The organism is Exiguobacterium sp. s26 (assembly GCF_018618235.1).
GTDB lineage: Bacteria > Bacillota > Bacilli > Exiguobacteriales > Exiguobacteriaceae > Exiguobacterium > Exiguobacterium chiriqhucha.
Genome location: NZ_JACSLS010000019.1, coordinates 1 through 22417, shown reverse-complemented (window position 1 = coordinate 22417; position 22417 = coordinate 1). Strand labels below are relative to the sequence as shown.

The 22417-nt window shown below is 50.1% G+C and carries 30 protein-coding genes, 2 tRNA genes and 1 rRNA gene; 23 read left to right on the top strand and 10 right to left on the bottom strand.

Annotated features, from left to right (window positions below):
* The first annotated feature begins 164 nt into the window (after positions 1 to 164).
* The 3 genes from rrf to KNP82_RS15065 all read left to right on the top strand — a co-directional run bounded on the left by rrf (position 165) and on the right by KNP82_RS15065 (position 2170).
* Positions 165 to 280: ribosomal RNA gene (gene rrf / locus KNP82_RS15075) — 5S ribosomal RNA — on the top strand.
* A 104-nt stretch (positions 281 to 384) separates the two neighbouring features.
* Positions 385 to 1239, top strand: a complete 855-nt coding sequence (locus KNP82_RS15070) for a GNAT family N-acetyltransferase (protein WP_131472758.1) — start codon at positions 385 to 387, stop codon at positions 1237 to 1239.
* On the top strand, positions 1232 to 2170 hold the full coding sequence (locus KNP82_RS15065; RefSeq protein ID WP_131472760.1) for a coiled-coil domain-containing protein: 939 nt from the start codon (positions 1232 to 1234) through the stop codon (positions 2168 to 2170). Before KNP82_RS15070 ends, KNP82_RS15065 begins: the two co-directional genes overlap by 8 nt.
* A 9-nt stretch (positions 2171 to 2179) precedes the next feature.
* Here the strand turns inward: KNP82_RS15065 and KNP82_RS15060 are convergent, their stop codons facing one another.
* Entirely contained in the window at positions 2180 to 2557 is a 378-nt protein-coding gene (locus KNP82_RS15060; RefSeq protein WP_029596217.1) for an HIT family protein, read from the bottom strand.
* Positions 2558 to 2608: 51 nt separating this feature from the next.
* On the opposite strand from KNP82_RS15060, the gene KNP82_RS15055 reads away from it, so the two are divergent.
* Positions 2609 to 3241 carry a uridine kinase family protein gene (locus tag KNP82_RS15055; protein ID WP_131472762.1) on the top strand — a complete coding sequence of 211 codons (633 nt, stop codon included), beginning with the start codon at positions 2609 to 2611 and terminating at the stop codon, positions 3239 to 3241.
* Here KNP82_RS15055 and KNP82_RS15050 read toward each other — a convergent pair.
* Positions 3236 to 4018, bottom strand: coding sequence for a sporulation protein (locus KNP82_RS15050; protein WP_131472764.1), 783 nt, complete (start codon positions 4016 to 4018; stop codon positions 3236 to 3238). The two genes, KNP82_RS15055 and KNP82_RS15050, sit on opposite strands and share 6 nt — an antisense overlap.
* Before the next feature lie 139 nt (positions 4019 to 4157).
* On the opposite strand from KNP82_RS15050, the gene KNP82_RS15045 reads away from it, so the two are divergent.
* From KNP82_RS15045 to KNP82_RS15015, 7 genes are all read left to right on the top strand, one after another.
* Positions 4158 to 4234: transfer RNA gene (locus tag KNP82_RS15045), tRNA-Met, on the top strand.
* Positions 4235 to 4259: 25 nt separating this feature from the next.
* Positions 4260 to 4336: transfer RNA gene (locus KNP82_RS15040), tRNA-Met, on the top strand.
* 106 nt (positions 4337 to 4442) lie between these two features.
* Positions 4443 to 4892, top strand: coding sequence for a tRNA (adenosine(37)-N6)-threonylcarbamoyltransferase complex ATPase subunit type 1 TsaE (tsaE, locus tag KNP82_RS15035; protein WP_029596214.1), 450 nt, complete (start codon positions 4443 to 4445; stop codon positions 4890 to 4892).
* The gene (tsaB, locus tag KNP82_RS15030) at positions 4889 to 5545 is read left to right on the top strand and encodes a tRNA (adenosine(37)-N6)-threonylcarbamoyltransferase complex dimerization subunit type 1 TsaB (RefSeq protein ID WP_131472766.1); all 657 of its coding nucleotides are present in this window, start codon (positions 4889 to 4891) and stop codon (positions 5543 to 5545) included. Before tsaE ends, tsaB begins: the two co-directional genes overlap by 4 nt.
* On the top strand, positions 5538 to 5999 hold the full coding sequence (rimI, locus tag KNP82_RS15025) for a ribosomal protein S18-alanine N-acetyltransferase (protein ID WP_131472768.1): 462 nt from the start codon (positions 5538 to 5540) through the stop codon (positions 5997 to 5999). Before tsaB ends, rimI begins: the two co-directional genes overlap by 8 nt.
* Positions 5996 to 7018: a tRNA (adenosine(37)-N6)-threonylcarbamoyltransferase complex transferase subunit TsaD gene (gene tsaD, locus KNP82_RS15020; RefSeq protein ID WP_029596211.1), complete on the top strand. Its 1023-nt coding sequence runs from the start codon at positions 5996 to 5998 to the stop codon at positions 7016 to 7018. The genes rimI and tsaD overlap by 4 nt, the downstream gene beginning before the upstream one ends.
* A gap of 14 nt (positions 7019 to 7032) precedes the next feature.
* Positions 7033 to 7599, top strand: a complete 567-nt coding sequence (locus KNP82_RS15015; RefSeq protein WP_131472770.1) for a hypothetical protein — start codon at positions 7033 to 7035, stop codon at positions 7597 to 7599.
* Positions 7600 to 7646: 47 nt separating this feature from the next.
* On the opposite strand, the gene KNP82_RS15010 is transcribed toward KNP82_RS15015, so the two are convergent.
* Complete coding sequence (locus KNP82_RS15010; RefSeq protein ID WP_029596209.1) at positions 7647 to 8054, bottom strand: hypothetical protein; 408 nt, start codon at positions 8052 to 8054, stop codon at positions 7647 to 7649.
* The gene (locus KNP82_RS15005; RefSeq protein WP_214828717.1) at positions 8051 to 9952 is read right to left on the bottom strand and encodes an ABC-F family ATP-binding cassette domain-containing protein; all 1902 of its coding nucleotides are present in this window, start codon (positions 9950 to 9952) and stop codon (positions 8051 to 8053) included. The genes KNP82_RS15010 and KNP82_RS15005 overlap by 4 nt, the downstream gene beginning before the upstream one ends.
* A gap of 149 nt (positions 9953 to 10101) precedes the next feature.
* On the opposite strand from KNP82_RS15005, the gene KNP82_RS15000 reads away from it, so the two are divergent.
* From KNP82_RS15000 to KNP82_RS14985, 4 genes are all read left to right on the top strand, one after another.
* A complete protein-coding gene (locus KNP82_RS15000; protein ID WP_021065383.1) occupies positions 10102 to 10758 on the top strand; it encodes a redox-sensing transcriptional repressor Rex in 657 nt (218 codons plus the stop codon).
* Complete coding sequence (locus tag KNP82_RS14995) at positions 10758 to 10976, top strand: twin-arginine translocase TatA/TatE family subunit (RefSeq protein WP_021065382.1); 219 nt, start codon at positions 10758 to 10760, stop codon at positions 10974 to 10976. The genes KNP82_RS15000 and KNP82_RS14995 overlap by 1 nt, the downstream gene beginning before the upstream one ends.
* Positions 10977 to 10978: 2 nt before the next feature.
* On the top strand, positions 10979 to 11767 hold the full coding sequence (gene tatC / locus KNP82_RS14990) for a twin-arginine translocase subunit TatC (RefSeq protein WP_214799895.1): 789 nt from the start codon (positions 10979 to 10981) through the stop codon (positions 11765 to 11767).
* A 191-nt stretch (positions 11768 to 11958) separates the two neighbouring features.
* Complete coding sequence (locus KNP82_RS14985) at positions 11959 to 13305, top strand: FAD-dependent oxidoreductase (RefSeq protein ID WP_214828714.1); 1347 nt, start codon at positions 11959 to 11961, stop codon at positions 13303 to 13305.
* Positions 13306 to 13338: 33 nt separating this feature from the next.
* Here KNP82_RS14985 and KNP82_RS14980 read toward each other — a convergent pair whose 3' ends face one another.
* Positions 13339 to 13521, bottom strand: a complete 183-nt coding sequence (locus KNP82_RS14980) for a PspC domain-containing protein (RefSeq protein ID WP_214828711.1) — start codon at positions 13519 to 13521, stop codon at positions 13339 to 13341.
* Between the two features lie 123 nt (positions 13522 to 13644).
* Between KNP82_RS14980 and KNP82_RS14975 the strand changes: the two genes are divergently transcribed.
* Complete coding sequence (locus KNP82_RS14975) at positions 13645 to 14265, top strand: NADPH-dependent F420 reductase (protein WP_353049071.1); 621 nt, start codon at positions 13645 to 13647, stop codon at positions 14263 to 14265.
* Between the two features lie 39 nt (positions 14266 to 14304).
* On the opposite strand, the gene KNP82_RS14970 is transcribed toward KNP82_RS14975, so the two are convergent.
* Positions 14305 to 14640 (bottom strand): TM2 domain-containing protein, encoded by a 336-nt coding sequence (locus KNP82_RS14970; RefSeq protein WP_214799892.1) that lies wholly within the window; start codon positions 14638 to 14640, stop codon positions 14305 to 14307.
* Between the two features lie 118 nt (positions 14641 to 14758).
* Here KNP82_RS14970 and KNP82_RS14965 point away from each other — a divergent pair, with 118 nt between their 5' ends.
* The 3 genes from KNP82_RS14965 to bsh all read left to right on the top strand — a co-directional run bounded on the left by KNP82_RS14965 (position 14759) and on the right by bsh (position 16411).
* Positions 14759 to 14917 (top strand): hypothetical protein, encoded by a 159-nt coding sequence (locus KNP82_RS14965; RefSeq protein ID WP_021065374.1) that lies wholly within the window; start codon positions 14759 to 14761, stop codon positions 14915 to 14917.
* Positions 14914 to 15318: a hypothetical protein gene (locus KNP82_RS14960; protein WP_214828706.1), complete on the top strand. Its 405-nt coding sequence runs from the start codon at positions 14914 to 14916 to the stop codon at positions 15316 to 15318. The genes KNP82_RS14965 and KNP82_RS14960 overlap by 4 nt, the downstream gene beginning before the upstream one ends.
* 118 nt (positions 15319 to 15436) lie before the next feature.
* A complete protein-coding gene (gene bsh / locus KNP82_RS14955; protein WP_214828703.1) occupies positions 15437 to 16411 on the top strand; it encodes a choloylglycine hydrolase in 975 nt (324 codons plus the stop codon).
* A 33-nt stretch (positions 16412 to 16444) separates the two neighbouring features.
* Here the strand turns inward: bsh and KNP82_RS14950 are convergent, their stop codons facing one another.
* From KNP82_RS14950 to KNP82_RS14935, 4 genes are all read right to left on the bottom strand, one after another.
* Positions 16445 to 16723 carry a hypothetical protein gene (locus KNP82_RS14950; protein ID WP_214828700.1) on the bottom strand — a complete coding sequence of 93 codons (279 nt, stop codon included), beginning with the start codon at positions 16721 to 16723 and terminating at the stop codon, positions 16445 to 16447.
* 92 nt (positions 16724 to 16815) lie between these two features.
* The gene (locus KNP82_RS14945; RefSeq protein WP_214799887.1) at positions 16816 to 17247 is read right to left on the bottom strand and encodes a hypothetical protein; all 432 of its coding nucleotides are present in this window, start codon (positions 17245 to 17247) and stop codon (positions 16816 to 16818) included.
* A 129-nt stretch (positions 17248 to 17376) separates the two neighbouring features.
* On the bottom strand, positions 17377 to 17586 hold the full coding sequence (locus tag KNP82_RS14940; RefSeq protein WP_021065367.1) for a YdiK family protein: 210 nt from the start codon (positions 17584 to 17586) through the stop codon (positions 17377 to 17379).
* 16 nt (positions 17587 to 17602) lie between these two features.
* The gene (locus KNP82_RS14935; protein WP_251128785.1) at positions 17603 to 18298 is read right to left on the bottom strand and encodes a CPBP family intramembrane glutamic endopeptidase; all 696 of its coding nucleotides are present in this window, start codon (positions 18296 to 18298) and stop codon (positions 17603 to 17605) included.
* 213 nt (positions 18299 to 18511) lie between these two features.
* On the opposite strand from KNP82_RS14935, the gene groES reads away from it, so the two are divergent.
* The 4 genes from groES (at position 18512) to KNP82_RS14915 (ending at position 22055) form a co-directional block, all read left to right on the top strand.
* The gene (groES, locus tag KNP82_RS14930; protein ID WP_021065365.1) at positions 18512 to 18796 is read left to right on the top strand and encodes a co-chaperone GroES; all 285 of its coding nucleotides are present in this window, start codon (positions 18512 to 18514) and stop codon (positions 18794 to 18796) included.
* 42 nt (positions 18797 to 18838) lie between these two features.
* Positions 18839 to 20479, top strand: coding sequence for a chaperonin GroEL (groL, locus tag KNP82_RS14925; protein WP_214756782.1), 1641 nt, complete (start codon positions 18839 to 18841; stop codon positions 20477 to 20479).
* Positions 20480 to 20675: 196 nt separating this feature from the next.
* Positions 20676 to 21734 (top strand): AbiH family protein, encoded by a 1059-nt coding sequence (locus KNP82_RS14920; RefSeq protein WP_214756783.1) that lies wholly within the window; start codon positions 20676 to 20678, stop codon positions 21732 to 21734.
* Positions 21735 to 21752: 18 nt separating this feature from the next.
* The gene (locus KNP82_RS14915; RefSeq protein WP_214828697.1) at positions 21753 to 22055 is read left to right on the top strand and encodes a hypothetical protein; all 303 of its coding nucleotides are present in this window, start codon (positions 21753 to 21755) and stop codon (positions 22053 to 22055) included.
* Positions 22056 to 22417 lie beyond the last annotated feature (362 nt).

Sequence of the window (22417 nt, the reverse complement as noted above, 5' to 3'; positions counted from 1 at the left end):
GCCGAAAGTAGTTGGGGGTCTCCCCCTGTGAGGATAGGACGTTGCCAGGCCAACGCGAAAGACGATCGAGCATCCGCTCGGTCGTCTTTCTTTATGTGATTATTTTAAACAAAATTACCTAATAGTATTGCTTTATCCTAATCGGTATGTTAATATAATAATTGTCTAGTGGCGATAGCGAAGTGGTCACACCCGTTCCCATGCCGAACACGGAAGTTAAGTACTTCAGCGCCGAAAGTAGTTGGGGGTCTCCCCCTGTGAGGATAGGACGTTGCTAGGCCAACGCAAAGGACGATTGAGCAAATGCTCGATCATCCTTTTTTGTCGTTCTCGAAACCTTTAATTCTTTCTTTGCGTATAAACACGTGAAGAGGGGGAATCATCATGCACATTCGTGAAGCTACAACCTCGGACCAGACGATATTCACTGAGGTTTCACGGGCAAGTTTTAAACAAGAGGCAGACCGTCTCCGACTACCATATCGAGACTTAAATATTGAACCACCCGGTTATGATGACGAGGCGATGAGCCTGTACTTGATTGAACAATTGACATGCTACGTCATCGAGCTTGAAGGACAAGTCGTCGGGGGAGCCGTCGTGACGTTGACAGGGCAAGATTATGGCCGGATAGACCGCATCTTTATCCATCCATATAGACAAGGTAAAGGGATTGGGAAACGGGCACTACAATCAATCGAGGAGCTTCATCCGACTGTTCGAATTTGGGAGTTGGAGACATCCACAGCCCAACCTAACAACGTGGCATTTTATCGAGCAGCTGGTTACCAATCCGTCTTCGAATCAGATCAGGAAGTTTGTTTCGTCAAACGAGTGAAGCAACGGACAGATCACATGATATTGCGCTATGAAGAGCGTTCCATTACAGGTGCTCAAGCGTATGGGATGGATGCGAGTCGTGTCTCCATCACGAATAGTAACGTCTCAGAGCTTCAGGCGCACAACTGTAATTTCACGAAGAGCCAATTTCGGAATATCAACTTCAGAGAGACGGAGTTTGATGATTTGAATCTATCTGGTTCTCAGTATCGTTTCGTCACCATGTACGAATCAGGGAGGCCGACGACGTTCTTCCATACAAACCTGACGAATACATTTTTTGAAAACTGTCGGCTCGATGGTGTCCAAATCAAGGACTCATCGATTGACGGGGTACACGTCAAAGACCTGTTAGAATATTATCGAAAAGAAACTGGAGGAATAAAACGTTATGAGTGATCTCTACCAAACCCAACACGACTTACAACAACAGATGGCAGAACGGGACCGACTCGCCCGTAAATTAAAAACACTCGACAAGCAAATTGCCGAACATGAAGCTGTGCGAAAGCAACTTCTCAATTCGTTTACGAAGGAACAGCGCGATGTCTATGACTTAGATTCATTCTCGCTCGTCAACGCATGGCGTAAGCTAAGGGGAACATTCAACGAACAAAAAACGATTGAATTAGAAGAGGCGGCCCGGGCCGAATTGAAGTTACGGGAACATGAGGCGATGGTGGATGAGTTAGCGCTTGAGCGTCGTGACTTATATGAAACATTTGAGACGTATCGTGGAATCGACGCGAAATGGGAGACCTTCCTAAAAGAGAAGGAAACTCATTTGAAGCAAGATTTTACTGTTAGGGAAGAATTATATCGACTCACGGATCAACAGGTAAAAATGAATGAGGTGCTTGTTGAATATAAAGAAGCCATCGTCGCTGGAAATTCAGCACGGACGGCCATCTCGAGAACACTTAAACATCTCGACAGTGCGAAAGGTTGGTCGACGTATGATACGTTCTTTGGAGGCGGCTTGATTGCGACAGCGATGAAACATGATGCCATCGATGCTTCGGAACGGAAGATGCATGAACTTCAAGCTGCGCTCGAGCGCTTCTCGCGGGAGTTGGCTGACGTGAAAGGAGTCGTCAGTGGCTTACAAATCGAACGCGGTTCGCTCATTCAATTCGCTGACTACTTCCTCGATGACATCTTTTCTGAGTGGACGATGCATGGACGAATCAATGATTCGCTAGACAAGGTAAAAGGACTCGATCGTGAAATCGCTCAACTGATTGAGAAAATGACGAGAGAAGTAGAACGTCTAGAACAACAACTCGAAGAAATAGAAACGAAACGAAAACAGCTCATCCTCACACGATGAGCTGTTTGGTTATTCTGGTCGTTTCAACCAATGGCGTAAACCTTTACCCGCGTGCGGTCCGTCGGCGTATCGAGGGATAACGTGCAGGTGGGCGTGAGGGACGGTCTGGTTTGACGCCGTTCCGACGTTCCAGCCAAGCGTATACCCATCAGGACCATACGTCTTCTCGAGGAAGGACTTTGCTTCGTGGAGTAACTCGTATGTATCGCGCCATTCCGAAGGCGTGAGATCGAACGTCGTCGCCCGATGTTGTTTTGGGACGATAACGCCAGAGCCGACGAGCAAGTCCTGCTCACGGTCGTGCATCAAGAAGTAGCATGTCTCATTCTCGGCGACGATCGTCTGAGACGGGTCAAGTTGAGGATGACAAAATGGACAAGTTGACATCGGATTGGTACACTTCCTTTCTATATGAAGTGTACCAAAAGGGGGAGCATTATGAATGAATTGATTGATATGATGGTTGCCCAGGCCGAACGAGAGGAGCGCACGATTATCGCCATCTCGGGACACGGGGGTGCCGGGAAGACGATATTTGCAGACGCTTTACGAGCGCGTCTTGGGGACGTGAACCACATTAACACCGACCCGTATATTACGGACTCGACGTTACGGAAGAGCGCTATGCTCGATTACACGATCGACGGGCAGGCACATCATTACAAGATGACAGCCTGTCATCCGGCGGCACATCACTTGCTGTCACTTGAGCGTGATGTCCGCATGGTACGTGAAGGCATCGGCTTCTATACGATTGATGTTCCATACCTTGAACGAACATGGATCGACCCGACAAAGCAGATCACGATCATCGAAGGCATGAGCGTCGCGTTTCTTGCATCTGATTGGTGGGATGTGTCGGTTTATCTATATACCGATAGCGACACCGAGTTTGCGCGACGTTCCGTGCGTGACGTCCAACAACGAGGAATGGACGTGGCGTACTTAAAGGCGTCACACGACGAGCGTCGACTCCAATACGAGCTGTTCATGCATCCGCAGCGCGAAAAGTTCCAAACGATCGTCTCGACGAGTAACGATGTTTGGACAATTGAAAACCACCGCTCATGAAGAACGGTGGCTACGTAACGTCTCTTGAATGCCGAGGCCGAGCCGGTCTTGCTCGCGTTCGAGTTGGTCCCACGTGAGCGAGCGATGGCGCATCGTGACGTCATTGGCGATTGACTCGAGTGTACGTTGCTTCTCGATATTGTCGAGCCAGTAATAGACGTCGACCCCGTCCTCGTCGACCCGCCAGAACGATTTGACGACTTCGAACTCGTCGGCCCAGTCACCGACCGGTTTGAATCCATACTTCTCGACGAACGGATACGGTCGTTCTTCTCCGATCGGGTCGATAACGTTACGGACGAACATGAGCTCGAGCCCGGCGTGTTCAGTCGCCTCCAATAATCGTTTCAAGGCAGGGAGCGGTTCGACTTCGACTTTCTCGATGACATCGAACCAGACCCGTTTTCCATCGGTGTCCCAAACGGTCGCTTCGACGCTATATGGAGCTCCGGCGGTGGAGGGGGCATACATCGTCAAATCGAACGTGAACGGGATGTGTTCTTCAGCACCTGGTTCGAGCACGGCCGATAGGGCGATTGGAACTTCTTGCAAGTCGGCCTCCCGATTGAATTCATTGCCTTCGAGCGTGATATCTTTGAACGTCGTCATAAAATTGAGCGTCAACTCTTGCAGGCGCACGACATGCGAAGTGGTGTTCAACACCCGCAGCGTTCCATGGACGGTCTCGTTCGGAATGAACGGGACGGTGTGAAAATAGACGGATGCGTCCAGTTCGGAAAAGAACCATTTTTTAAAGCGATTACCCCATTTCGACATGACGGTCGCGCTCCTTTTCTCTTATAGATTGCACTCTTTTAAATGTTCCCGATTCCAATTCTGAAAAAACATGAAGAAAAAGGTTGCATTATATAACTACTTCACTTATTATAGAGGATGTCGAAACAATTCAAACCATCGCGGGGTGGAGCAGTCTGGTAGCTCGTCGGGCTCATAACCCGAAGGTCGTCGGTTCAAATCCGGCCCCCGCAACCAATTTTTATTTAATTTCATATGTCGTCGCGGGGTGGAGCAGTCTGGTAGCTCGTCGGGCTCATAACCCGAAGGTCGTTGGTTCAAATCCAGCCCCCGCAACCAATTTTTTAAATGAGATAGCGAAACGATGACGTTTCGTGTTTTTTTTTGCGTAAAATTGAGTGTACAATGAGTACGTATCGCTAGAATCGACTAAAGGAGAAACATCATGTATACATTGATTACCCATTCTGCGGCTGAGACGCAGGCAGTGGCAGAGAAGTTGGCCACACTTGTCAAAGCCGGGACGGTCATAACGTTGAACGGCGACCTCGGTGCCGGTAAGACGACGTTCACCCAGGGCTTTGGTAAAGGCCTCGGTGTGACGCGCAACGTCAACAGCCCGACGTTTACGATCATGAAGCAATATCAAGGGCGCTTGCCGCTCTACCATATGGACGTCTATCGTCTCGAAGATACGGGGGACGATATCGGCCTCGAAGAATACATCAACGGCGATGGTGTCGCCATCGTCGAATGGTCGAACTTGATCGAGTCATCACTTCCGACGGAACGGCTCGCCATCACAATCGAGCGAATCGGGGACGAGGAACGTCAACTGACGTTCGCGCCCGTCGGCGACGTCTATGATGCGCTCGTGAAGGAGGTGCTCGCATGAAGCAATTGATGATGGACACGTCGACGACTCGTTTGTCTGTCGCCTTGAGCGAACATGGACAAATCCAAGCCGAAGCGACGGTCATGGTCTCGAAAAACCATGCCGTCACGCTCATGCCGATGATTGAACAACTGATGAACGCGGTCAAATGGACACCGACCGAGCTCGAGCGCATCGTCGTGACGACGGGGCCTGGATCGTATACGGGTATCCGCATCGGTGTCACGACCGCGAAGACGCTCGCCTACACGCTTCAACTCCCGCTCGTCGGGGTCTCGGCGCTCCGTCTCATGGCGGCGGCCCCGAATACGGAGCTCCCGGTCGTTGCGCTCATCGACGCCCGTCGTGGCAATGCGTATATCGGTCACTATCAGCAGAACGAGGCTGTGACGCCCGACCGTCACGCATCGGTCGCTGCTTGGCTTGAAGCCACTATCACAGGACCGTTCGTCGTCGTCGGTGATGTCGAGCCGTTCCGTGACGTACTCGCGTCTTACGACTATACCGAAGCACCGGCCGCGCATAGCTATGGCCGGGCAAGCGATCTCGTCGCGTTAGGTGACGTCACGAACGATGTTCATGCGTTTGAGCCTGAATATCTCCGTCTTGCTGAAGCGGAAGCGAAATGGCTCGAGGGACAAAACCATGGCTGACATTAAAATCCGGCGCATGAACTGGCTCGATGTCGAGGAAGTGACCAAAGTCGAAGAAGCGTCGTTCGCCATCCCATGGACGAAAGAAGCGTTCATGAACGAGATGCTCAAGAATGAGCAGGCCGTCTATTTCGTCGCCGTCCATGAACGCCGCGTCGTCGGATTTGTCGGTGTCTGGCAAATCGTGGACGAAGGACATATCACGAACATCGCCGTCTTGCCGGAATATCGTGGGCATGGTATCGGCAATCTGCTGTTGACGCAACTCGTTGAATTCGCCCGCTCGAAGTCATTGGCGGCGCTCACGCTCGAAGTGCGCGTCTCGAATATCGGTGCCCAAAAGCTGTATGAACAGTTCGGTTTTGAAAACGCCGGTCGCCGGAAACGGTACTATCAAGACAATAATGAAGACGCCTATATCTACTGGGCGAAGTTAGGAAGTGAATCAGAATGAACACATCGCTCATTCTCGCGATTGAGTCGAGCTGTGATGAGACGTCGGTCGCGCTCGTGCGTGACGGCAAGACGCTCTTATCGAACGTCGTCTCGTCGCAGATTGAAAGTCATAAACGGTTCGGTGGGGTCGTGCCCGAGGTCGCCTCGCGCCACCACGTCGAACGAATCACGTACGTCATCGATGACGCCCTCAGTGAAGCCGGCGTGACGATGCAAGACGTCGACGCCGTCGCGGTCACACAAGGACCTGGTCTCGTCGGGGCGCTGCTCGTCGGCATCAGTGCGGCCAAAGCGCTCGCGTTCGCCCATAGTAAACCGCTCATCGGCGTCCACCATATCGCCGGACATATTTACGCGAACGAACTCGTCGAGGAGATGGAGTTCCCACTCGTCTGTCTCGTCGTTTCAGGCGGACACACAGAGCTCGTCTATATGCCCGAGCACGGTGTGTTCGAAGTCATCGGTGAGACGCGTGACGATGCGGCCGGAGAAGCGTACGACAAAGTCGCACGAACGCTCAGCCTGCCTTACCCGGGCGGCCCGGCCATCGACCGTCTCGCGGCTAACGGGGAAGACACGTATAAGTTCCCACGGGTTCGCCTCGAGGCAGGAAGTTTTGACTTCAGCTTCAGCGGGCTCAAGTCGTCAGTTATCAACGCCGTCCACAATGCCGAACAGCGTGGGGAGACGGTCATCCCTGAAAACTTGGCGGCCAGCTTCCAAGCGAGCGTCGTCGAAGTGCTCGTCGAAAAAGCGATTCGTGCCGTAAAAGAAAAAGGAGCCAAACAATTGCTCGTCGCAGGTGGCGTCGCGGCCAACCGTGGACTCCGTACTGCGCTTCAAGAAGCGACGGACCGCGAAGGCATCCGCCTCGTCATCCCACCACTTGATCTATGCGGAGATAATGCTGGTATGATCGGGGTGGCGGCACATCACGCGTATGTGCGCGGAAAGCGCGATACACTGGCGATGAATGCGGTTCCTGGGTTATCCTTAGAAGAGAGCATGACAGTCTAGGGGGAAATAGAGACATGACGAAACGCATCATTATTGGAGGTCTGGTCGTACTGCTCGTCGTCGCGACGTTTTTGCAAGTACGGGAGATTATCCGCGCCTATAATATCGCCTATCAAGAAGAAATCGTGCCGGAAGCGACACGCGTCCTTTCACTCACAGGAGCGGAATCGCTCGAAGGCATCGGCCGGGTCACGGGTGAGAACACGCTCGTCGAGACGTTGTACGGCTATAAGAGCTTAGACGATCAAAATATCGAGAGCGTCATCGTCGTCGACCGCAACCTCGGCGTTCAGCCGAAAGCGAGCGACGCATATTACGAGATTGCGCCGGGACGAGAAGCGACCGAAGAAGAAGCGGCGAAGTTCGAGGATATCGTCAACGAGTTTGACGAAGAGCAATTGTTCGCGCAAGTGATCTCGACGCATGAGGCGAAGTATGTGACGAACCGTGAGGAGACACTCACGTTTTATAAAGTGTTCGTCCGTGATGTCGATACGAACGAGTACGTGTTCTTTATCACGGAAGACGGCCTCAAGCTCGACTTCCATACACGCGGATTCCAGCCGCTACGTTATTTCTAACTGTTAAAAGGGAAGCCGGTCTCCACGTTGGAGACGGCTTCCCTTTTTTATACGTCCGGATGATGTTTGTTCTGTTTGTACCACATGTTCACCCAGCTCACGATGAAGACGATCAGGGCGAGCACCCACATGAGGAGAGTCGACTGATAGAAGTGTCCCCACACCGAGCCTGGGGTGTAAAAGTTGTGGACGGTCACGTCGACCGGCCAAACGACGAGGCGGATGAACAGCGTGCTCATAAGCAGGCCGCTCAACAAACTGATCACAATCCCGCTCCACGTCTGGATGATGAAGCCGATGACGACCGGCAGGAAATAAAACAGGAACGACGGAACGATCGTCGGTTCCCCGCGAATCAGCTCGGATACGAATTCCGTCCCCGTCGGCACGATATAGGCGAGACCGGTAAGAAAGGCGTGCATCCATTCGATTCGCATCGCACGGAATCGCATCATGAATGGAGCTCCTCCCATTCTGCGTACAGTGCCGTGATCGATTCTTTCGTCGCGTCGGACTCGGTCGACAGTTCTTGCGCCCGAGCGAAGTCGTTGAAGACGTCCGGTTCACACAACAGTTGCTCAATCTCCTCGAGGCGGGCCTCGTGTTGTTCGATCGTGAGCTCGATTTCCTCGATCCGTTGTTTCATCCGGCGTTCCTCGCGTTGCTGTTCCTTGTCGGCGCGCTGTTTCTTGACGATGACTTGTTTCGTCTCTTCGCGGGCGAGTCGGGCCAGCTCTTCGAGTTCTTCTTTCTTCTCGACGTAATACGAGTAATCGCCGAGGTACTCGTCAATCCCGTTCGGCGTGATCTCTAAGACGCGCGTCGCGAGCCGGTCGATGAAGTAACGGTCGTGCGAGACGAATAGGATCGTGCCCGGATAGTCGACGAGGGCGTTCTCGAGAATCATCTTCGAGTCGAGGTCCAAGTGGTTCGTCGGCTCATCCAGGATGAGCAAGTTCGGTTGCTCGAGCTTCAGTTTCGCGAGCGTCAAACGGGCCCGCTCTCCACCCGACAGTTCATGGACGCGCTTCATGACGTCGTCGCCGCTGAACAGGAACTGTCCAAGCAGGCTCCGCACTTCTTGTTCGCGCATGAGCGGCCAATCGTTCCAAATCTCGTCGATGACGCGGTTGGCATCCGACAAGTTCTGTTGCTCCTGGTCGTAGTAGCCGATTTCGACGCCGGTACCGTAGCGGATGTCACCGGTAAGGGCCGGCTGTTGTTTCGTCAACACTTTCAAGAGCGTCGATTTGCCGACTCCGTTCGGGCCGACGAGGGCGACCGATTCGCCGCGCTGCAGTTGGAAGCGGAGCTGCTGGGCGATTGGTTCCTCATAGCCGATGGCGAGGTCGCTGCCGCTCAATACGTCGTTCCCACTTTGGCGTTTAATCGAGAACGAGAGGACGGCACTACGCTCATCACCGTCCGGCGCTTCCATTCGGTCGACTTTCTCGAGACGCTTGCGGACACTCTGGGCCCGCTTCGTCGTCGTTGCCCGGGCGATGTTGCGCTGGATGAAGTCCTGCATTTTGGCGATCTCTTCTTGCTGTGATTCGAACTGTTTCTTTTCTTGCTCGTAGATCGCGGCCTTCTGCTCGAGATACTTCGTATAGTTGCCGACGAAGCGACGACTCCGGTGACGCGACAGCTCATAGACGACCGAGACGACGCGGTCGAGGAAGTAGCGGTCGTGGGAGACGATGAGGACGGCGCCTTTATAGCCGCTCAAATACTTCTCGAGCCAGCCGAGCGTCTCAATGTCCAAGTGGTTCGTCGGCTCATCCAGGATGAGCAGGTCCGGACTTTGGAGCAGCATTTTCGCGAGGGCGAGGCGCGTCCGTTGTCCGCCGGAGAGCGTGTCGATGCGGCGTTCGAAATCGTCCGGATAGAAACGCATCCCGTGAAGAACGGAGCGAATCGTTGCCTCGTATTGATAGCCGCCGCGGTCTTTGAACGTATGCTGTTCTTCATCGTAAGACGACAGCAGGCGCTCATAGGCGGCCGGGTCGTTCAAAATGCGCTCTGAACCCATGTCTTGCTCCATGCGGCGCAGCGTCTTTTCTTGTTCGATTAAATCGGTGAAGACATTGAGCATCTCATTCCAAATTGTCTCGTTGGATTCGAGTCCTGAATCTTGGGCCAGGTAGCCGATGGTGACGTCTTTTGGCTTCATGATGTCGCCCGAGTCGTAGTTGTATTCCCCGGCGATGACTTTGAGCAATGTCGACTTGCCGGCACCGTTACGGCCGACAAGCGCGACGCGTTCGCCTTCTTGAATTTCGAGTTTGACGTTCTCTAAAATCGGCTCGACGCCGAATGATTTCGATAAGTTATTGACTTGCAGTAGGATCAAGTGAAAAAACCCCTTTCTCTCTATTTAGTATACTTTATTTCTTCCCCTTTTCAGGTATATTCATTGAGTGGTCATGTGAATTCGTTTACAATCAAGGTGTATGAAATTAGATTCGTTTGAAACGCGTCGTAAAAAGGAGGCTCTTTCCGTTGAGTCAAAACGAACCAAAGATTCCGCAAGCGACAGCCAAACGGTTGCCACTATACTATCGGTTTATCCAAAGCCTACATTCATCAGGAAAACAGCGTGTCTCTTCTGCTGAACTGAGCGAGGCGGTCAAGGTCGATTCGGCCACGATCCGTCGCGATTTCTCGTACTTCGGTGCGCTCGGTAAAAAGGGATATGGCTATAACGTACAGTATCTGTTAGACTTTTTCCGTAAGACACTGAATCAGGACGAGATTACGAACGTCGCCTTAGTCGGGGTTGGTCATCTTGGGACAGCTTTCGTCAACTATAACTTCCTTAAAAACAATAACACACATATCGTCGTCGGGTTCGACGCAGACGAGACAAAAGTCGGCACGACGATGTCCGGTGTCCCGATTCATCACGTGGATGAGATGGAACAGATCATGAAACAAAACAAGATTGACGTCGCCATCTTAACGGTGCCGTCTACCTATGCGCAGCCTGTCGCGGATGACTTGGTCCGCTTCGGCATCAAAGGCATCTTGAACTTCACGCCGGCCCGTCTTACGGTGCCGGACACGGTCCGCGTCCATCACATCGACTTGTCGATCGAACTCCAGTCGCTCATTTACTTTATGCAACACTATCCATCTGCTGAGGGGGTCCATCAATAATGGAATTACTATCATCGTTGCTCGTCGTCGGTATTCCAGGAGGCGCAAGTATCTTCATTATCGCCATCGTCGCGCTCATCATCTTCGGGCCGAAGAAATTGCCTGAATTCGGACGCGCCGCTGGTCAAACGCTCCGTGAGTTCAAAAATGCCACGAACGGCATGATGAACGAACATGACGAGAAAGATAAGAAAGAACTTGAGAAGAAAGAGCAGTAATCATGAATCATCAACCTGATCAAGAGCGGGCGCTGTCCGATCACTTGACAGAGCTGCGGAGACGACTGATGCTGTCGGCATTTGTCGTCTTTGCCTTCTTTTTGATCGCTTTGCCGAGTGTCAAATACGTGCTCGCCTATCTGCAGGCGGACCTCGTCGAACGAGGGCTCGAACTGAACGCCTTTGGGGTCGCGGACCCGCTCATGATTTACTTGAACTTGGCGCTCGTCATCGGGCTCGTCGCATCCGGTCCGTTTCTACTGTATCAACTGTGGGCGTTCGTCGCACCTGGTCTGCATCCGAACGAGCGGAAAGCGACGCTCGCCTATATCCCGATCATCTTCATCTTGTTCCTGATCGGTCTCGCGTTCGCCTATTATTGGTTGTTCCCGCTCGTCCTCGATATCTCGACGGACCTCGGGCAAGACCTCGGGCTAACGCAAATCATCGGGGCGTCGAACTACTTCACGTTCTTGCTGCAACTGACCATCCCATTCGGACTGTTGTTCCAGTTGCCGGTCGTGACGATGTTCTTGACGCGCATCGGTGTCGTGACGCCGTACTTCTTATCAAAAATTCGGAAGTATGCGTACTTCGCCTTGTTCGTCATCGCCGCGTTCATCACGCCGCCGGATTTGACGTCGCATCTCATGGTGTCATTGCCGCTCTTCTTCTTGTATGAAATCAGCTTATCGATTTCACGCATCACGTACCGGGGCGTGCTCCGTCGTGAGAAAGAGGCGATGGTGAAAGAGCAGATGGATTTGATGAAACAAATGAATGAGAAGTGAGCATCGTTCCTTAACGGGACGGTGCTTTTTTGTTGTCACAGTGGGTGTTCAAACTTTCGACATATTTACGTGAAAAAGTGAGCAAAGGGATTGTCAAACCTTCTTGTGAAATAGTACACTAAGTTCAGAAAGTAAATGTGATATTTATCACAAATACTAACTTGCCTAACACTCAAAGGAGAGACAACCATATGAAAATCGCAGTCATCGGATGTACACACGCAGGAACAGCAGCCGTCAAAGGATTACTCGCCAAGCACGACAATCTCGACATCACGGTATATGAGCGCAACGACAACGTCAGCTTCCTCTCGTGTGGGATCGCCCTCCACGTTGGCGGTGTCGTCAAACGTGCTGAAGAGCTCTTCTACGCGTCACCGACCGAGCTCGAAGAACTCGGTGCGACGATGCGCATGAAGCACGACGTGTTGAACATCGACACGGAAGCGAAGACGGTCCATGCGAAAAACCTAGACACGGGAGAAGACGTCTATGACACGTTCGACCGTTTGATCGTCACGACTGGTTCATGGCCGATCGTCCCGACGCTTCCTGGCATCGAGATGACTGGGATTGAGCTCTGCAAAAACTATGGCCACGCCCAACGCATCATCGAGCGGGCAAAAGACGCGACGAACATCGCCGTCATCGGTGCCGGCTATATCGGCGTCGAGCTCGTCGAAGCGTTCGAAGTGTACGGCAAACACGTCACGTTCATCGATAGCGCCGACCGTATCTTGAACAAGTACCTCGACAAGTCGTTCACAGACCAACTCGAGGCAGACATGACGTCACGCGGCATCGACCTCGAGCTCGGCCAGACGGTCGAAGCATTCCGTGGAACTGAAGGGAACGTCACACACGTCGTGACCGATAAAGGTGAGTTCGAGGCCGACCTCGTCATCCTCTGTGTCGGCTTCCGCCCGAACACGGGACTCCTTCAAGGCCAAGTCGACATGCTCGGCAACGGCGCCATTATCGTCGACGAATATATGCGCACGAGCAACCCGGACGTCTTCGCGGCTGGTGACAGCTGTGCCGTCTATTACAACCCGGCGCGCACACACGCCTACATCCCGCTCGCGACGAACGCCGTCCGCATGGGAACGCTCGTCGCAGAGAACTTGATTGCACCGCGTGTCCGTTATCAAGGGACGCAAGGAACGTCAGGTCTTCGCCTGTATGATTGGAACATCGCCTCATCAGGTCTCACAGAAGAAGCGGCCGGCCTGTTCGGTCTTGACGTCGAGAGCGTCGTGATTGAAGATGCGTACCGTCCGGAGTTCATGCCGACGGCGGAAAAAGTCGAGTTCAAACTCGTCTATGAAGTCGGCACTCATCGCGTCGTCGGTGGACAAGTCCTCTCGAAAGCGGATATGACGCAAGCGGTCAACACGTTGTCGCTCGCGATCCAAAACGAGATGACGGTCGAAGAGCTCGCTTACGTCGACTTCTTCTTCCAACCGCATTACAACAAGCCATGGCACTTCATCAACAGCGGGGCGCTCGCAGCGATGAAAGATAAAGTCAACGCATAAAAATAACTCGGGAGCCGCGGCTTCCGAGTTTTTTTATAGATAGCGTGGGGCGTCCCTCATCGAGTTGGCGAGAACCATATAGATGAGGATGTTCCCCGGTACGATTAAAAAGAGCAGACGAACACCGAGCGGGGACAAATCGAAGTATTCAGCGATGCCGCCGCAGACACCGAAGAGTGAGCGGTTCGTGGCGGATTTGCGAAGCGGACGTTGCATAAGCGTGGCTCCCATCTCAACTATGATATGAAAATTTTACCATATAAATTGGCGACAAGCGTACAATGCACACAGGTTTTTCTTCGTCTGAAGCCGGGGAAGGGGTAAGAGAAAGGCTACGGCATGCAGAGGAAGAACTGTGAAGGGGAGTCGGAATATATGAAGATTGGTATTTTAGGTGCAGGGAAAGTCGGCCGGACGCTCGGGCGCAAGTTCGAGGACGTCGGCTATGAAGTGTTATACGGGACGCGCTCGGAGCGCGAGGGGACGATGTCGCTCCAAGAAGTGGCGTCGAACGCACAGATTCTCTTATTGACGACACCGTTCGCGGCGGCCGTCGATTTGATTCAATCGCTCCGGGACTTGGACGACAAAATTGTCATCGATGTGACGAATCCGATTGCCAAAGAGTTCGATTCCATCGAGCGGCCGGAAGGGAAATCAGGGGCCGAGCATCTGCAGGAACTTGCGCCGCACGTCCGCATCGTCAAGGCGTTCAATCAGACCGGTGTCGAGAACTTGGAGAACCCGAACATGTCGATGATGTTCATCGCCGGTGACGAGCAAGAGTCGGTGCGAGCCGTTCAAGACCTTGCCTCGAAAATCGGCTTCGATGCCCATACGCTCCGGCACTTGAAACTGGCGCGGGAGCTCGAGTCGCTCGCGTGGCTATGGATTCATTACGCGACGAAAGAACGGAAGCACCGGAACTTCGCGTTCTACTTGAAAGAGAATAGTTTCTAACAGAAAAGACGGTCACGCGTTGGCGTGACCGTCTGGTCGTTAAAAGGCAGCTTGACGCTCAGAGCGTGTTTTCAACGACTCAATCGTCTCGCGTTCGATTGCTTCGACTTCGCGTTGTTGCCAGCCTGGCATGAGGAACGCGTCGACGAGCGCCCAAATGCCTGTGATGATAGCGCCGAAACCAATCGTCAAAACGACCATCAAGAGCATGGCGATGCCCGTCCCTGTTTTCTTGAAATAGAAGCGGTGTGCGCCTAACGCGCCGAGGAAGAACCAAAGCAAGTAAGCGACGACGAGACTGCGTTTCTTTTTCTCGACTTCGCTGTTGACGAGGAGCATTTCCTCTGTCGATAAATCGGTACGTGAATAATTCATGATGTGATGTGCCTTCTTTCCAAAAATTGATATAATGAATGCAGTCTTTATTGTACCGGGAAACGGATGAATTCCCATGATTTTCTATTATTTATTTTTGGAAGCGAGGAACAACCGAATGGGTTTTGCGATTGTGACGTTCATCGTCGCGTTTATTCACGTGATCGCCGGAGCGGTCGTCTTACATAAGTATCCGCAATATAAATCGATTGCCATCAGTGTGATCGTGCTCGGTTTCGTATATGGTCTGTTGACGGTGGGGTTCATCGTCCTATGAACAAGTTCTTGAAACCTCGAGTGACCTATACAAATGAAGGTGCATTGAAGCTCGGGATGTTCATCATGGTCGGGCTCACCATCCTTGATGTCTTAGATGGTAACGTGCCAGATATGACTTTGGCGCTGGCTGCGACTCTGTTTTATGCGTGGCGCCGTGACGTCGTGGCGACACTTGGTGAGGAAGCATCTCGTGTCATCGGACGCGAATCTAGTGAACTGGCATTACGAGGTGTCGCCGTTGCCTTGATGATTGTACTCTTCGTCTCGTTCTTCATGGATACGTTGACCTACTCGCTCGAAGCACTCATGTATTACGGGTTGGCGTTCGTATTCGGATTAAAAGGGATGGGACTTTGGTTTTTCATGCCGGACACAACGGTCGAAACCGAACTGAATTAATATGAAGAACGATGTGGCACACGCCTCATCGTTTTTTCTTATGGTTGATGTCAGACGAAAACGTGAATAGGACAAAGAGTGCTGTTATTGTCTGCATTGGATCGGAAGGAGTTTTGTTATGTGTACAGCAATCACGTACGCTCCGCACGCCCACTACTTCGGCAGAAACTTAGACTTGAACGTGTCCTATCACGAACAAGTGACGATCACGCCCCGAAACTATCCGTTTAACTTCAGACGGATGGGCGAGAACGTTAACCATTACGCGATGATCGGGATGGCGACCGTCGTGGAAGACTATCCTCTCTATTACGAGGCGACGAATGAGAAGGGACTGAGCATGGCAGGGTTGAACTTCCCGGGGAATGCCGTGTTCAAGCCAAAAGTCGACGGACGAGACAACGTCTCCCCGTTCGAGTTCATCCCGTGGATCCTCGGGCAGTGCGCGACAATCGAGGAAGTGAAAGAGCGACTGGCGACGATTCATCTGATCAATCTCAATTTCAGCGACGCGCTCCCGCTTCACCCGCTGCACTGGATGATCGCCGACAAGGATACCTCGATTGTTGTTGAGCCGATGGCGGACGGGTTGCGCGTGTACGACAATCCAGTCGGGGTCTTGACGAACAATCCGTCGTTCGAGTATCAGCTATTCAATCTGAACGATTATCGGCACATCTCGACGAAGCTGCCGGCCAATACGTTCGCACCGACATTGAACCTCGATGCCTATTGTCTCGGATTGGGCGGGCAGGGATTGCCGGGTGAGTTATCGTCGACATCGCGATTCGTCCGGGCAACGTTCGCCACATTCAACTCGGTCTGTGAACCGACCGAGGCGTCCGCGGTCGGACAATTTTTCAAACTGTTGGATACGGTGATGCAAACGCGGGGCTTGAACGAGGCGGAAGATGGGACGTACGAGTACACCATCTATTCCTCGTGCTGTAACGTCGACGATGGCATCTATTATTATCGGACGTATGACAATAACCAAATCACGGCCGTGTCGCTGTTCCATGAACCGTTAGACAGCGAGCGATTGATCACGTATCGACTACAAAATGAGCAACAGATTCATTACGAGAATTGAAAACAGCCCTCTTCGCGCGAAGGGGGCTGTGTTTTATAGCGTGTCGTTATAAAGCGGGGCCTCATCGTCCGTGCTGATGACTTTCAAATGACGCTCGTCTTTCACGTAGACGCTCTTATAGGCGACACGTTCACCTGCATAGAACAAGATGACGCGGTTGCCGTCGTTGTCCGTCTCGACTTTCGGTTCATACTGTGCGATTTCAATCGTCTCCTCGAGCACGCCATACTCTTCGTATGTAGACAAGTCGTCTTCGTTTGAGCAGGCGACGAGAAACAGGGAAGCGACCATCGCGAGAATTGCTTTCTTCATCATACCTCTCCTTATTTGATAGTTAACCTATCAAATATAACGCAGATTGATTTCTTTTTCAAAAAAGAGCCAGGATGAGTCAGAGCGGATGTTCATGCGCCGATGACTAAAACGACACGTCCTTCTTCTAACGCAAGTGACTTGATGTTGCCGACTTTCACTTTTTGGAGCGGGCCGATCGCACTCAAGTCGAGCGTCAGTGTTCGAGCATCGTAAGTGATATAAGGCGAGTGGTTTAAAAACTTGTCGTTGAAGATTTCTTTATCCGTCGGCTCGACCTTTACGACAGTGAACACAATTTTCCGCCCGTGAATCTCTTTTGGCACCAATGTCAGTTTCATCCGAACATCTTTCGAGAAGAAAGCGACCCCGACTTTCTTTGACCCTGCTAAAATCAATTGTCCGTTTGTGATCTCGACGGTCACATCCGACAGCTCGGGGATTTTTGGACTTATGAACGATTGAAGTTTGGACGCCTCGAGTGGGACTGTGACCGCTACTTTATTCATCATCTTCTTAAACATACAACCAGCTCCCTTTACCATTTTTATACTACTATAAATGATTAATACCTTTATTTTACAATCTTGAATCCTTGGTTTGGGAGAAAGTGATCCATAAGAAAAGACCAAGCTGCGCGCTTGGTCTTTTCGTTATGCCGATTTATCGGTCTTTTCTTTTTTCGCTTTTCGGGCGAGCGTCAAAATCTGATACACCTTGAAGAAGTCATACGCGGCTACGGCGATGATGAAGTACGTCCAGAAGCTGAAGCCGTACTCTTGTACCGAGTAGTAGGCGAGGACGGTGAACAGAATCCCGAAAGAGAGACTGAACAAAAACATAACTTTTAAGTGTCGCGGCATCAATGCCACCTCATTTCTACATTAAGAATAATACGACCATGACGAGCGCGTTGTTAAACGCGTGAATCGCGATCGGCACAATCAAGCGACGCGTCTTGGCATACGCGACCGTGAAGGCGAAGCTCATCGCGACATAGACAAGAATCTTGTTGTCACCATGGATGAGCGCGAACAAGAGCGAGCTAACCGCGAAGGCGATCCAGAACCCGAAGCGGGCGCTCAAGTTACCAAACAAGATGTGGCGGAACAGAATCTCTTCCATGATTGGGCCTAGCAAGACGACTGAGAGCGTCATAACCGGGACGAGACGGACGATATCCGCGATTTCCTCGGTGTTCTGTGACCCCATGACATCACCCGAGATCCACGTCTCAATCAAGTTGGCGACGATGACGAGCCCGTACTGCATGAGAATTCCGAGTCCGATCCATTTGACCGTGTCGTTCAAGTTCGCCTGGATCCCTTGTTGCTTATACAGCTTCAAGTCGGGACGAAGCAGGAAGAGCGAGATGACGATCGTCAAGCTGAATCCGATGGCGAACCAGAGTCCGGTTGCCGTCGGCGTGATCCATTCTGGACGCACTCCGCTAATCAATACCGGAAAGAATTGAACAAACGCGTATAGCAGAATCGGGATGATATGCCGAATCCGAATGTTAGGCGCCATCGAAAAACGGGTATTTATCGATTGGTTTGAGTTTAGTGTAGCCAATTCAACACGTCCTTATTCCTAAGAGTCAACGTTCCTTTTAACCATTGTAACAAATAAGGTCTCTTGACCGCGAGTGGGAGCATTTTTTCGATGTTCCCGCTTGCATTTTCAGGCGTCTCATACTACACTAATCAATGTTAGCACTCCTTTTTGACGAGTGCTAAAACTTACGATTCAACGATACATCATTCATATTCGGAGGAGGTTTTTTCTATGTTAAAACCACTAGGCGATCGCGTCATCATCGAAGTCGTGGAGAAAGAAGAAAAGACGATCGGAGGCATCGTGCTTCCTGACACGGCGAAAGAGAAGCCGCAACAAGGACGCGTCCTCGCAGTCGGTACTGGCCGCGTCACGGACCAAGGTGAGCGGATCGCGCTCGACGTCAAAGAAAATGATCTGGTCATCTACTCAAAATACGCGGGTACCGAAGTGAAGCATGAAGGCAAAGAATACTTAATCGTTCGAGAGAGCGACATTCTCGCAATCGTAGGCTAAGACTCACCATTCTTCAAAAACTTTTTTAGGGGGAAATGAACAATGGCAAAAGAAATCAAATTCTCAGAAGACGCACGTCACGCGATGCTTCGCGGTGTCGACGCACTCGCTGACGCGGTAAAAGTCACAATCGGACCGAAAGGACGCAACGTCGTCCTCGAGAAGAAGTTCGGCTCACCGCTCATCACGAATGACGGCGTGACCATCGCGAAAGAAATCGAACTCGAAGACCACTTCGAAAACATGGGCGCGAAGCTCGTTGCCGAAGTCGCCTCGAAGACGAACGAAGTCGCAGGGGACGGTACGACAACGGCGACAGTCCTCGCTCAAGCGATGATCCGTGAAGGTCTCAAAAACGTGACAGCGGGCGCGAACCCGATGATTCTCCGTAAAGGGATCGACAAAGCCGTTCGTCGTGCACTCGAAGAACTCAAGCTCATCTCGAAACCGATCGAGTCGAAAGAAGCAATCGCCCAAGTCGCGGCCATCTCGGCAGCGGACGAAGAAGTCGGCGAGTTGATCGCGGAAGCGATGGAGCGCGTCGGCAACGACGGCGTCATCACGATTGAAGAGTCACGCGGTTTCACGACTGAACTCGACGTCGTCGAAGGGATGCAGTTCGACCGTGGTTACTTATCACCATACATGATCTCAGATTCAGACAAGATGGAAGCGGTGCTCGACAACCCGTTCATCTTGATCACGGATAAGAAGATCTCGAACATCCAAGAAATCATCCCAGTGCTCGAGCAAGTCGTACAACAAGGGAAACCGATCTTGATTGTCGCTGAAGACATCGAAGGCGATGCACTCGCGACACTCGTCTTGAACAAGCTCCGTGGTACGTTCAACGCGGTCGCGGTCAAGGCACCAGGATTCGGCGATCGTCGTAAAGCGATGCTCGAAGACCTCGCGACGCTCACAGGCGGCCAAGTCATCACGGAAGACCTAGGCCTCGAGCTCAAGTCGGCATCATTGAACCAGCTCGGACGCGCATCGAAAGTCGTCGTCACGAAAGACACGACAACAATCGTCGAAGGTGCTGGAGACGAAGCAACGATCAAAGCACGCGTGCAAACGATCCGCAACCAAATCGAAGAGACATCGTCTGACTTCGACCGTGAGAAACTCCAAGAGCGTCTCGCGAAACTTGCTGGTGGCGTAGCTGTCGTTAAAGTTGGCGCAGCAACAGAGACAGAGCTTAAAGAACGTAAGCTCCGCATCGAAGACGCGCTCAACGCGACACGCGCAGCCGTCGAAGAAGGCATCGTCGCAGGTGGTGGTACGGCGTTCATCAACGTCATCCCAGCCGTTCGTGCACTTCTTTCCGAAGTGACAGCGGATGAGGCGACAGGTGTGAAACTCGTCCTCCGTGCCCTTGAGTCACCGGTCCGTCAAATCGCGGAAAACGCGGGTGAAGAAGGCTCGGTCATCGTCGAGAAGCTCAAGAACGAATCGGTCGGCATCGGTTACAACGCCGCGACTGGCGAGTACGTCGACATGATTGCACACGGAATCGTCGACCCGGCGAAAGTGACGCGTTCAGCGCTTCAAAACGCAGCATCTGTCTCAGCTATGTTCCTCACAACGGAAGCGGTCATCGCAGACAAGCCAGAACCAGCAGGCGCTGGCGGCGGCATGCCTGACATGGGCGGCATGGGTGGAATGGGCGGAATGATGTAAGTCATACGTTCTAATGGAGACCATTCATCAGCGAAAGCTGGTGGATGGTTTCTTTTATTATGTTTATTGATAAATTAGTTGAAACATGAAAAAATAGAGAGGGAATAAATGTATTTTCTCATGTTTGATTTTACCTACAATAAAATTTACTTATCTGCTTTTCACCTAAAAAATATAGAGAGTTGGCATGTGATCTATGAAAGTTACATATTTAATTGGTAATGGTTTGGATATTCATATTGGATTGAAGACTAGATATTCTGATTTTTATGATTATTTGGAAAACAGCAACGATATAAATTTAAATAATGAAATTTTTAAATCTATAATAGAGGAACGTTTTGAGACTCAAGAAAATAACGTAGCGAAAATTGATTGGTCAGATTTCGAGATGGCCATTGGAAGATACGTTGACAAGATTAATGATAAGGATAATTTGAACAGTTTTATTGAAGATTTTGAAGAATTCGTAGATGAATTTACAAATTTTATCGATGACCAATTAATATCACTTAATTTAGATAAATTTACATTTAAATCAAATGAAGTTTTTCAAGAATCAATTCTTCACCCAATTAAATTGGATGAAAGAGATCAAATCCTTTTGAATGAAATTTATAAAAAAACTAATAATCAAAATCAAGAAAGAAATTTTATTGTTTTTAATTATACGAAAATTTTTGAAGATATGGTTATGAATTGGATTAGAAAAAATCCTAATTCTAGTATCAAAATAAGTGAACCTATTCATATTCATGGTTATTCTCAAACGCAAACATTAATGGGAGTAAATGACGAATCACAATTATGTGGAGTTTATTCAACAGATGAAGATTTGCAAATGATGCTTATCAAAACAAAGTCTAATGAAAAAGCCTCAACTTTACGACTTGAAAAAGCCACAAAATTATTAAAGGAAAGTAATTTAATAATAGTATTTGGAATGTCTTTGGGAGAATCGGATAAGTATTGGTGGCAAAAAATTATAGAAAATCTTGAAAATGATTCTTCAAGCAATGTTATTATATATGCGTATGAGCACGATAAAAAATCCTTAAATAAGTTCATCCACAAAATGCTTAACAAACAGAATCAGTGGAAAGATAAGTTGCTCATTCAAAGTGAAAATGAAATCAATCAAGAATTAAGAAATCGGATTTTTATTCAATTTGATACTCAAAAAATATTTAATTTTGAAAATCTTATTGAAAATGACTATTCTGTCACTAATAACAATAAAATACTTCAAAAATAATATATTAGTAAGTTTTTTTTGTTAGGAAGTTGCAATGGAATTGATAAATTTGGAGTCAATGCGAATCACGTTGCTGAAAAATCAGAGTTTGGTATGGAGGAACGAGCGAAATCGTCTGAATATCAGGAAGAACAATATCAAGAGTATCTAGAAATGGTTGAAGAATTAGAGCATCTCCGAGAGAGAAACGAAGAGTTGGGAGAAGAAATCTTTAATTTAACAGAGTATCGAGACAGTCGTGAAGATGCATATGAGTACTTTTGTGAATATGGGTACGACGAGATTAGTGAAGCAACGTATAATGAATTATGCCAATATTAATTATCTAAATGAGCATCGTCCAAATAGGACACGATGCTCATTTCTTTTATAACGTTGAACAAAGATTTTTACAAAATAATGCAAAGGATGATGGTATGGGGTCTACAAAAAAAAGCTCTTGAACTATAATTAGTGTAAATAATCTGCTAGAAAAATAGAAAACAATAGATTTATAAACGACAGATTCTTAATAAATATAGAATGAGGTATTTAAAATGATTAACTTTCAAGACAAAGTAAGTTTTATTTGGTCAATCGCAGAAGTTTTACGTGGTGTAGACGTCAAGTTGATTTTGACACTTTTTGCTCGTTTGCCTTTTACACTTCTGCCGAAAACAATGATTTCCGGTTTCTCATCCGAT

Coding starts and splice junctions, on each gene's coding strand:
- tsaD (WP_029596211.1), top strand. CDS start 5,996: ATGAACACATCGCTCATTCTCGCGATTGAGTCGAGCTGTGATGAGACG.
- KNP82_RS15055 (WP_131472762.1), top strand. CDS start 2,609: ATGAATGAATTGATTGATATGATGGTTGCCCAGGCCGAACGAGAGGAG.
- tsaE (WP_029596214.1), top strand. CDS start 4,443: ATGTATACATTGATTACCCATTCTGCGGCTGAGACGCAGGCAGTGGCA.
- groES (WP_021065365.1), top strand. CDS start 18,512: ATGTTAAAACCACTAGGCGATCGCGTCATCATCGAAGTCGTGGAGAAA.
- KNP82_RS14960 (WP_214828706.1), top strand. CDS start 14,914: ATGAACAAGTTCTTGAAACCTCGAGTGACCTATACAAATGAAGGTGCA.
- groL (WP_214756782.1), top strand. CDS start 18,839: ATGGCAAAAGAAATCAAATTCTCAGAAGACGCACGTCACGCGATGCTT.
- KNP82_RS14970 (WP_214799892.1), bottom strand. CDS start 14,640: ATGAATTATTCACGTACCGATTTATCGACAGAGGAAATGCTCCTCGTC.
- KNP82_RS15015 (WP_131472770.1), top strand. CDS start 7,033: ATGACGAAACGCATCATTATTGGAGGTCTGGTCGTACTGCTCGTCGTC.
- KNP82_RS15065 (WP_131472760.1), top strand. CDS start 1,232: ATGAGTGATCTCTACCAAACCCAACACGACTTACAACAACAGATGGCA.
- KNP82_RS14995 (WP_021065382.1), top strand. CDS start 10,758: ATGGAATTACTATCATCGTTGCTCGTCGTCGGTATTCCAGGAGGCGCA.
- KNP82_RS15010 (WP_029596209.1), bottom strand. CDS start 8,054: ATGATGCGATTCCGTGCGATGCGAATCGAATGGATGCACGCCTTTCTT.
- KNP82_RS14950 (WP_214828700.1), bottom strand. CDS start 16,723: ATGAAGAAAGCAATTCTCGCGATGGTCGCTTCCCTGTTTCTCGTCGCC.
- tatC (WP_214799895.1), top strand. CDS start 10,979: ATGAATCATCAACCTGATCAAGAGCGGGCGCTGTCCGATCACTTGACA.
- bsh (WP_214828703.1), top strand. CDS start 15,437: ATGTGTACAGCAATCACGTACGCTCCGCACGCCCACTACTTCGGCAGA.
- KNP82_RS15060 (WP_029596217.1), bottom strand. CDS start 2,557: ATGTCAACTTGTCCATTTTGTCATCCTCAACTTGACCCGTCTCAGACG.
- KNP82_RS14980 (WP_214828711.1), bottom strand. CDS start 13,521: ATGCAACGTCCGCTTCGCAAATCCGCCACGAACCGCTCACTCTTCGGT.
- KNP82_RS14975 (WP_353049071.1), top strand. CDS start 13,645: ATGCAGAGGAAGAACTGTGAAGGGGAGTCGGAATATATGAAGATTGGT.
- KNP82_RS14985 (WP_214828714.1), top strand. CDS start 11,959: ATGAAAATCGCAGTCATCGGATGTACACACGCAGGAACAGCAGCCGTC.
- KNP82_RS14940 (WP_021065367.1), bottom strand. CDS start 17,586: ATGCCGCGACACTTAAAAGTTATGTTTTTGTTCAGTCTCTCTTTCGGG.
- tsaB (WP_131472766.1), top strand. CDS start 4,889: ATGAAGCAATTGATGATGGACACGTCGACGACTCGTTTGTCTGTCGCC.
- KNP82_RS14945 (WP_214799887.1), bottom strand. CDS start 17,247: ATGTTTAAGAAGATGATGAATAAAGTAGCGGTCACAGTCCCACTCGAG.
- KNP82_RS15070 (WP_131472758.1), top strand. CDS start 385: ATGCACATTCGTGAAGCTACAACCTCGGACCAGACGATATTCACTGAG.
- KNP82_RS14965 (WP_021065374.1), top strand. CDS start 14,759: ATGGGTTTTGCGATTGTGACGTTCATCGTCGCGTTTATTCACGTGATC.
- rimI (WP_131472768.1), top strand. CDS start 5,538: ATGGCTGACATTAAAATCCGGCGCATGAACTGGCTCGATGTCGAGGAA.
- KNP82_RS15050 (WP_131472764.1), bottom strand. CDS start 4,018: ATGTCGAAATGGGGTAATCGCTTTAAAAAATGGTTCTTTTCCGAACTG.
- KNP82_RS14920 (WP_214756783.1), top strand. CDS start 20,676: ATGAAAGTTACATATTTAATTGGTAATGGTTTGGATATTCATATTGGA.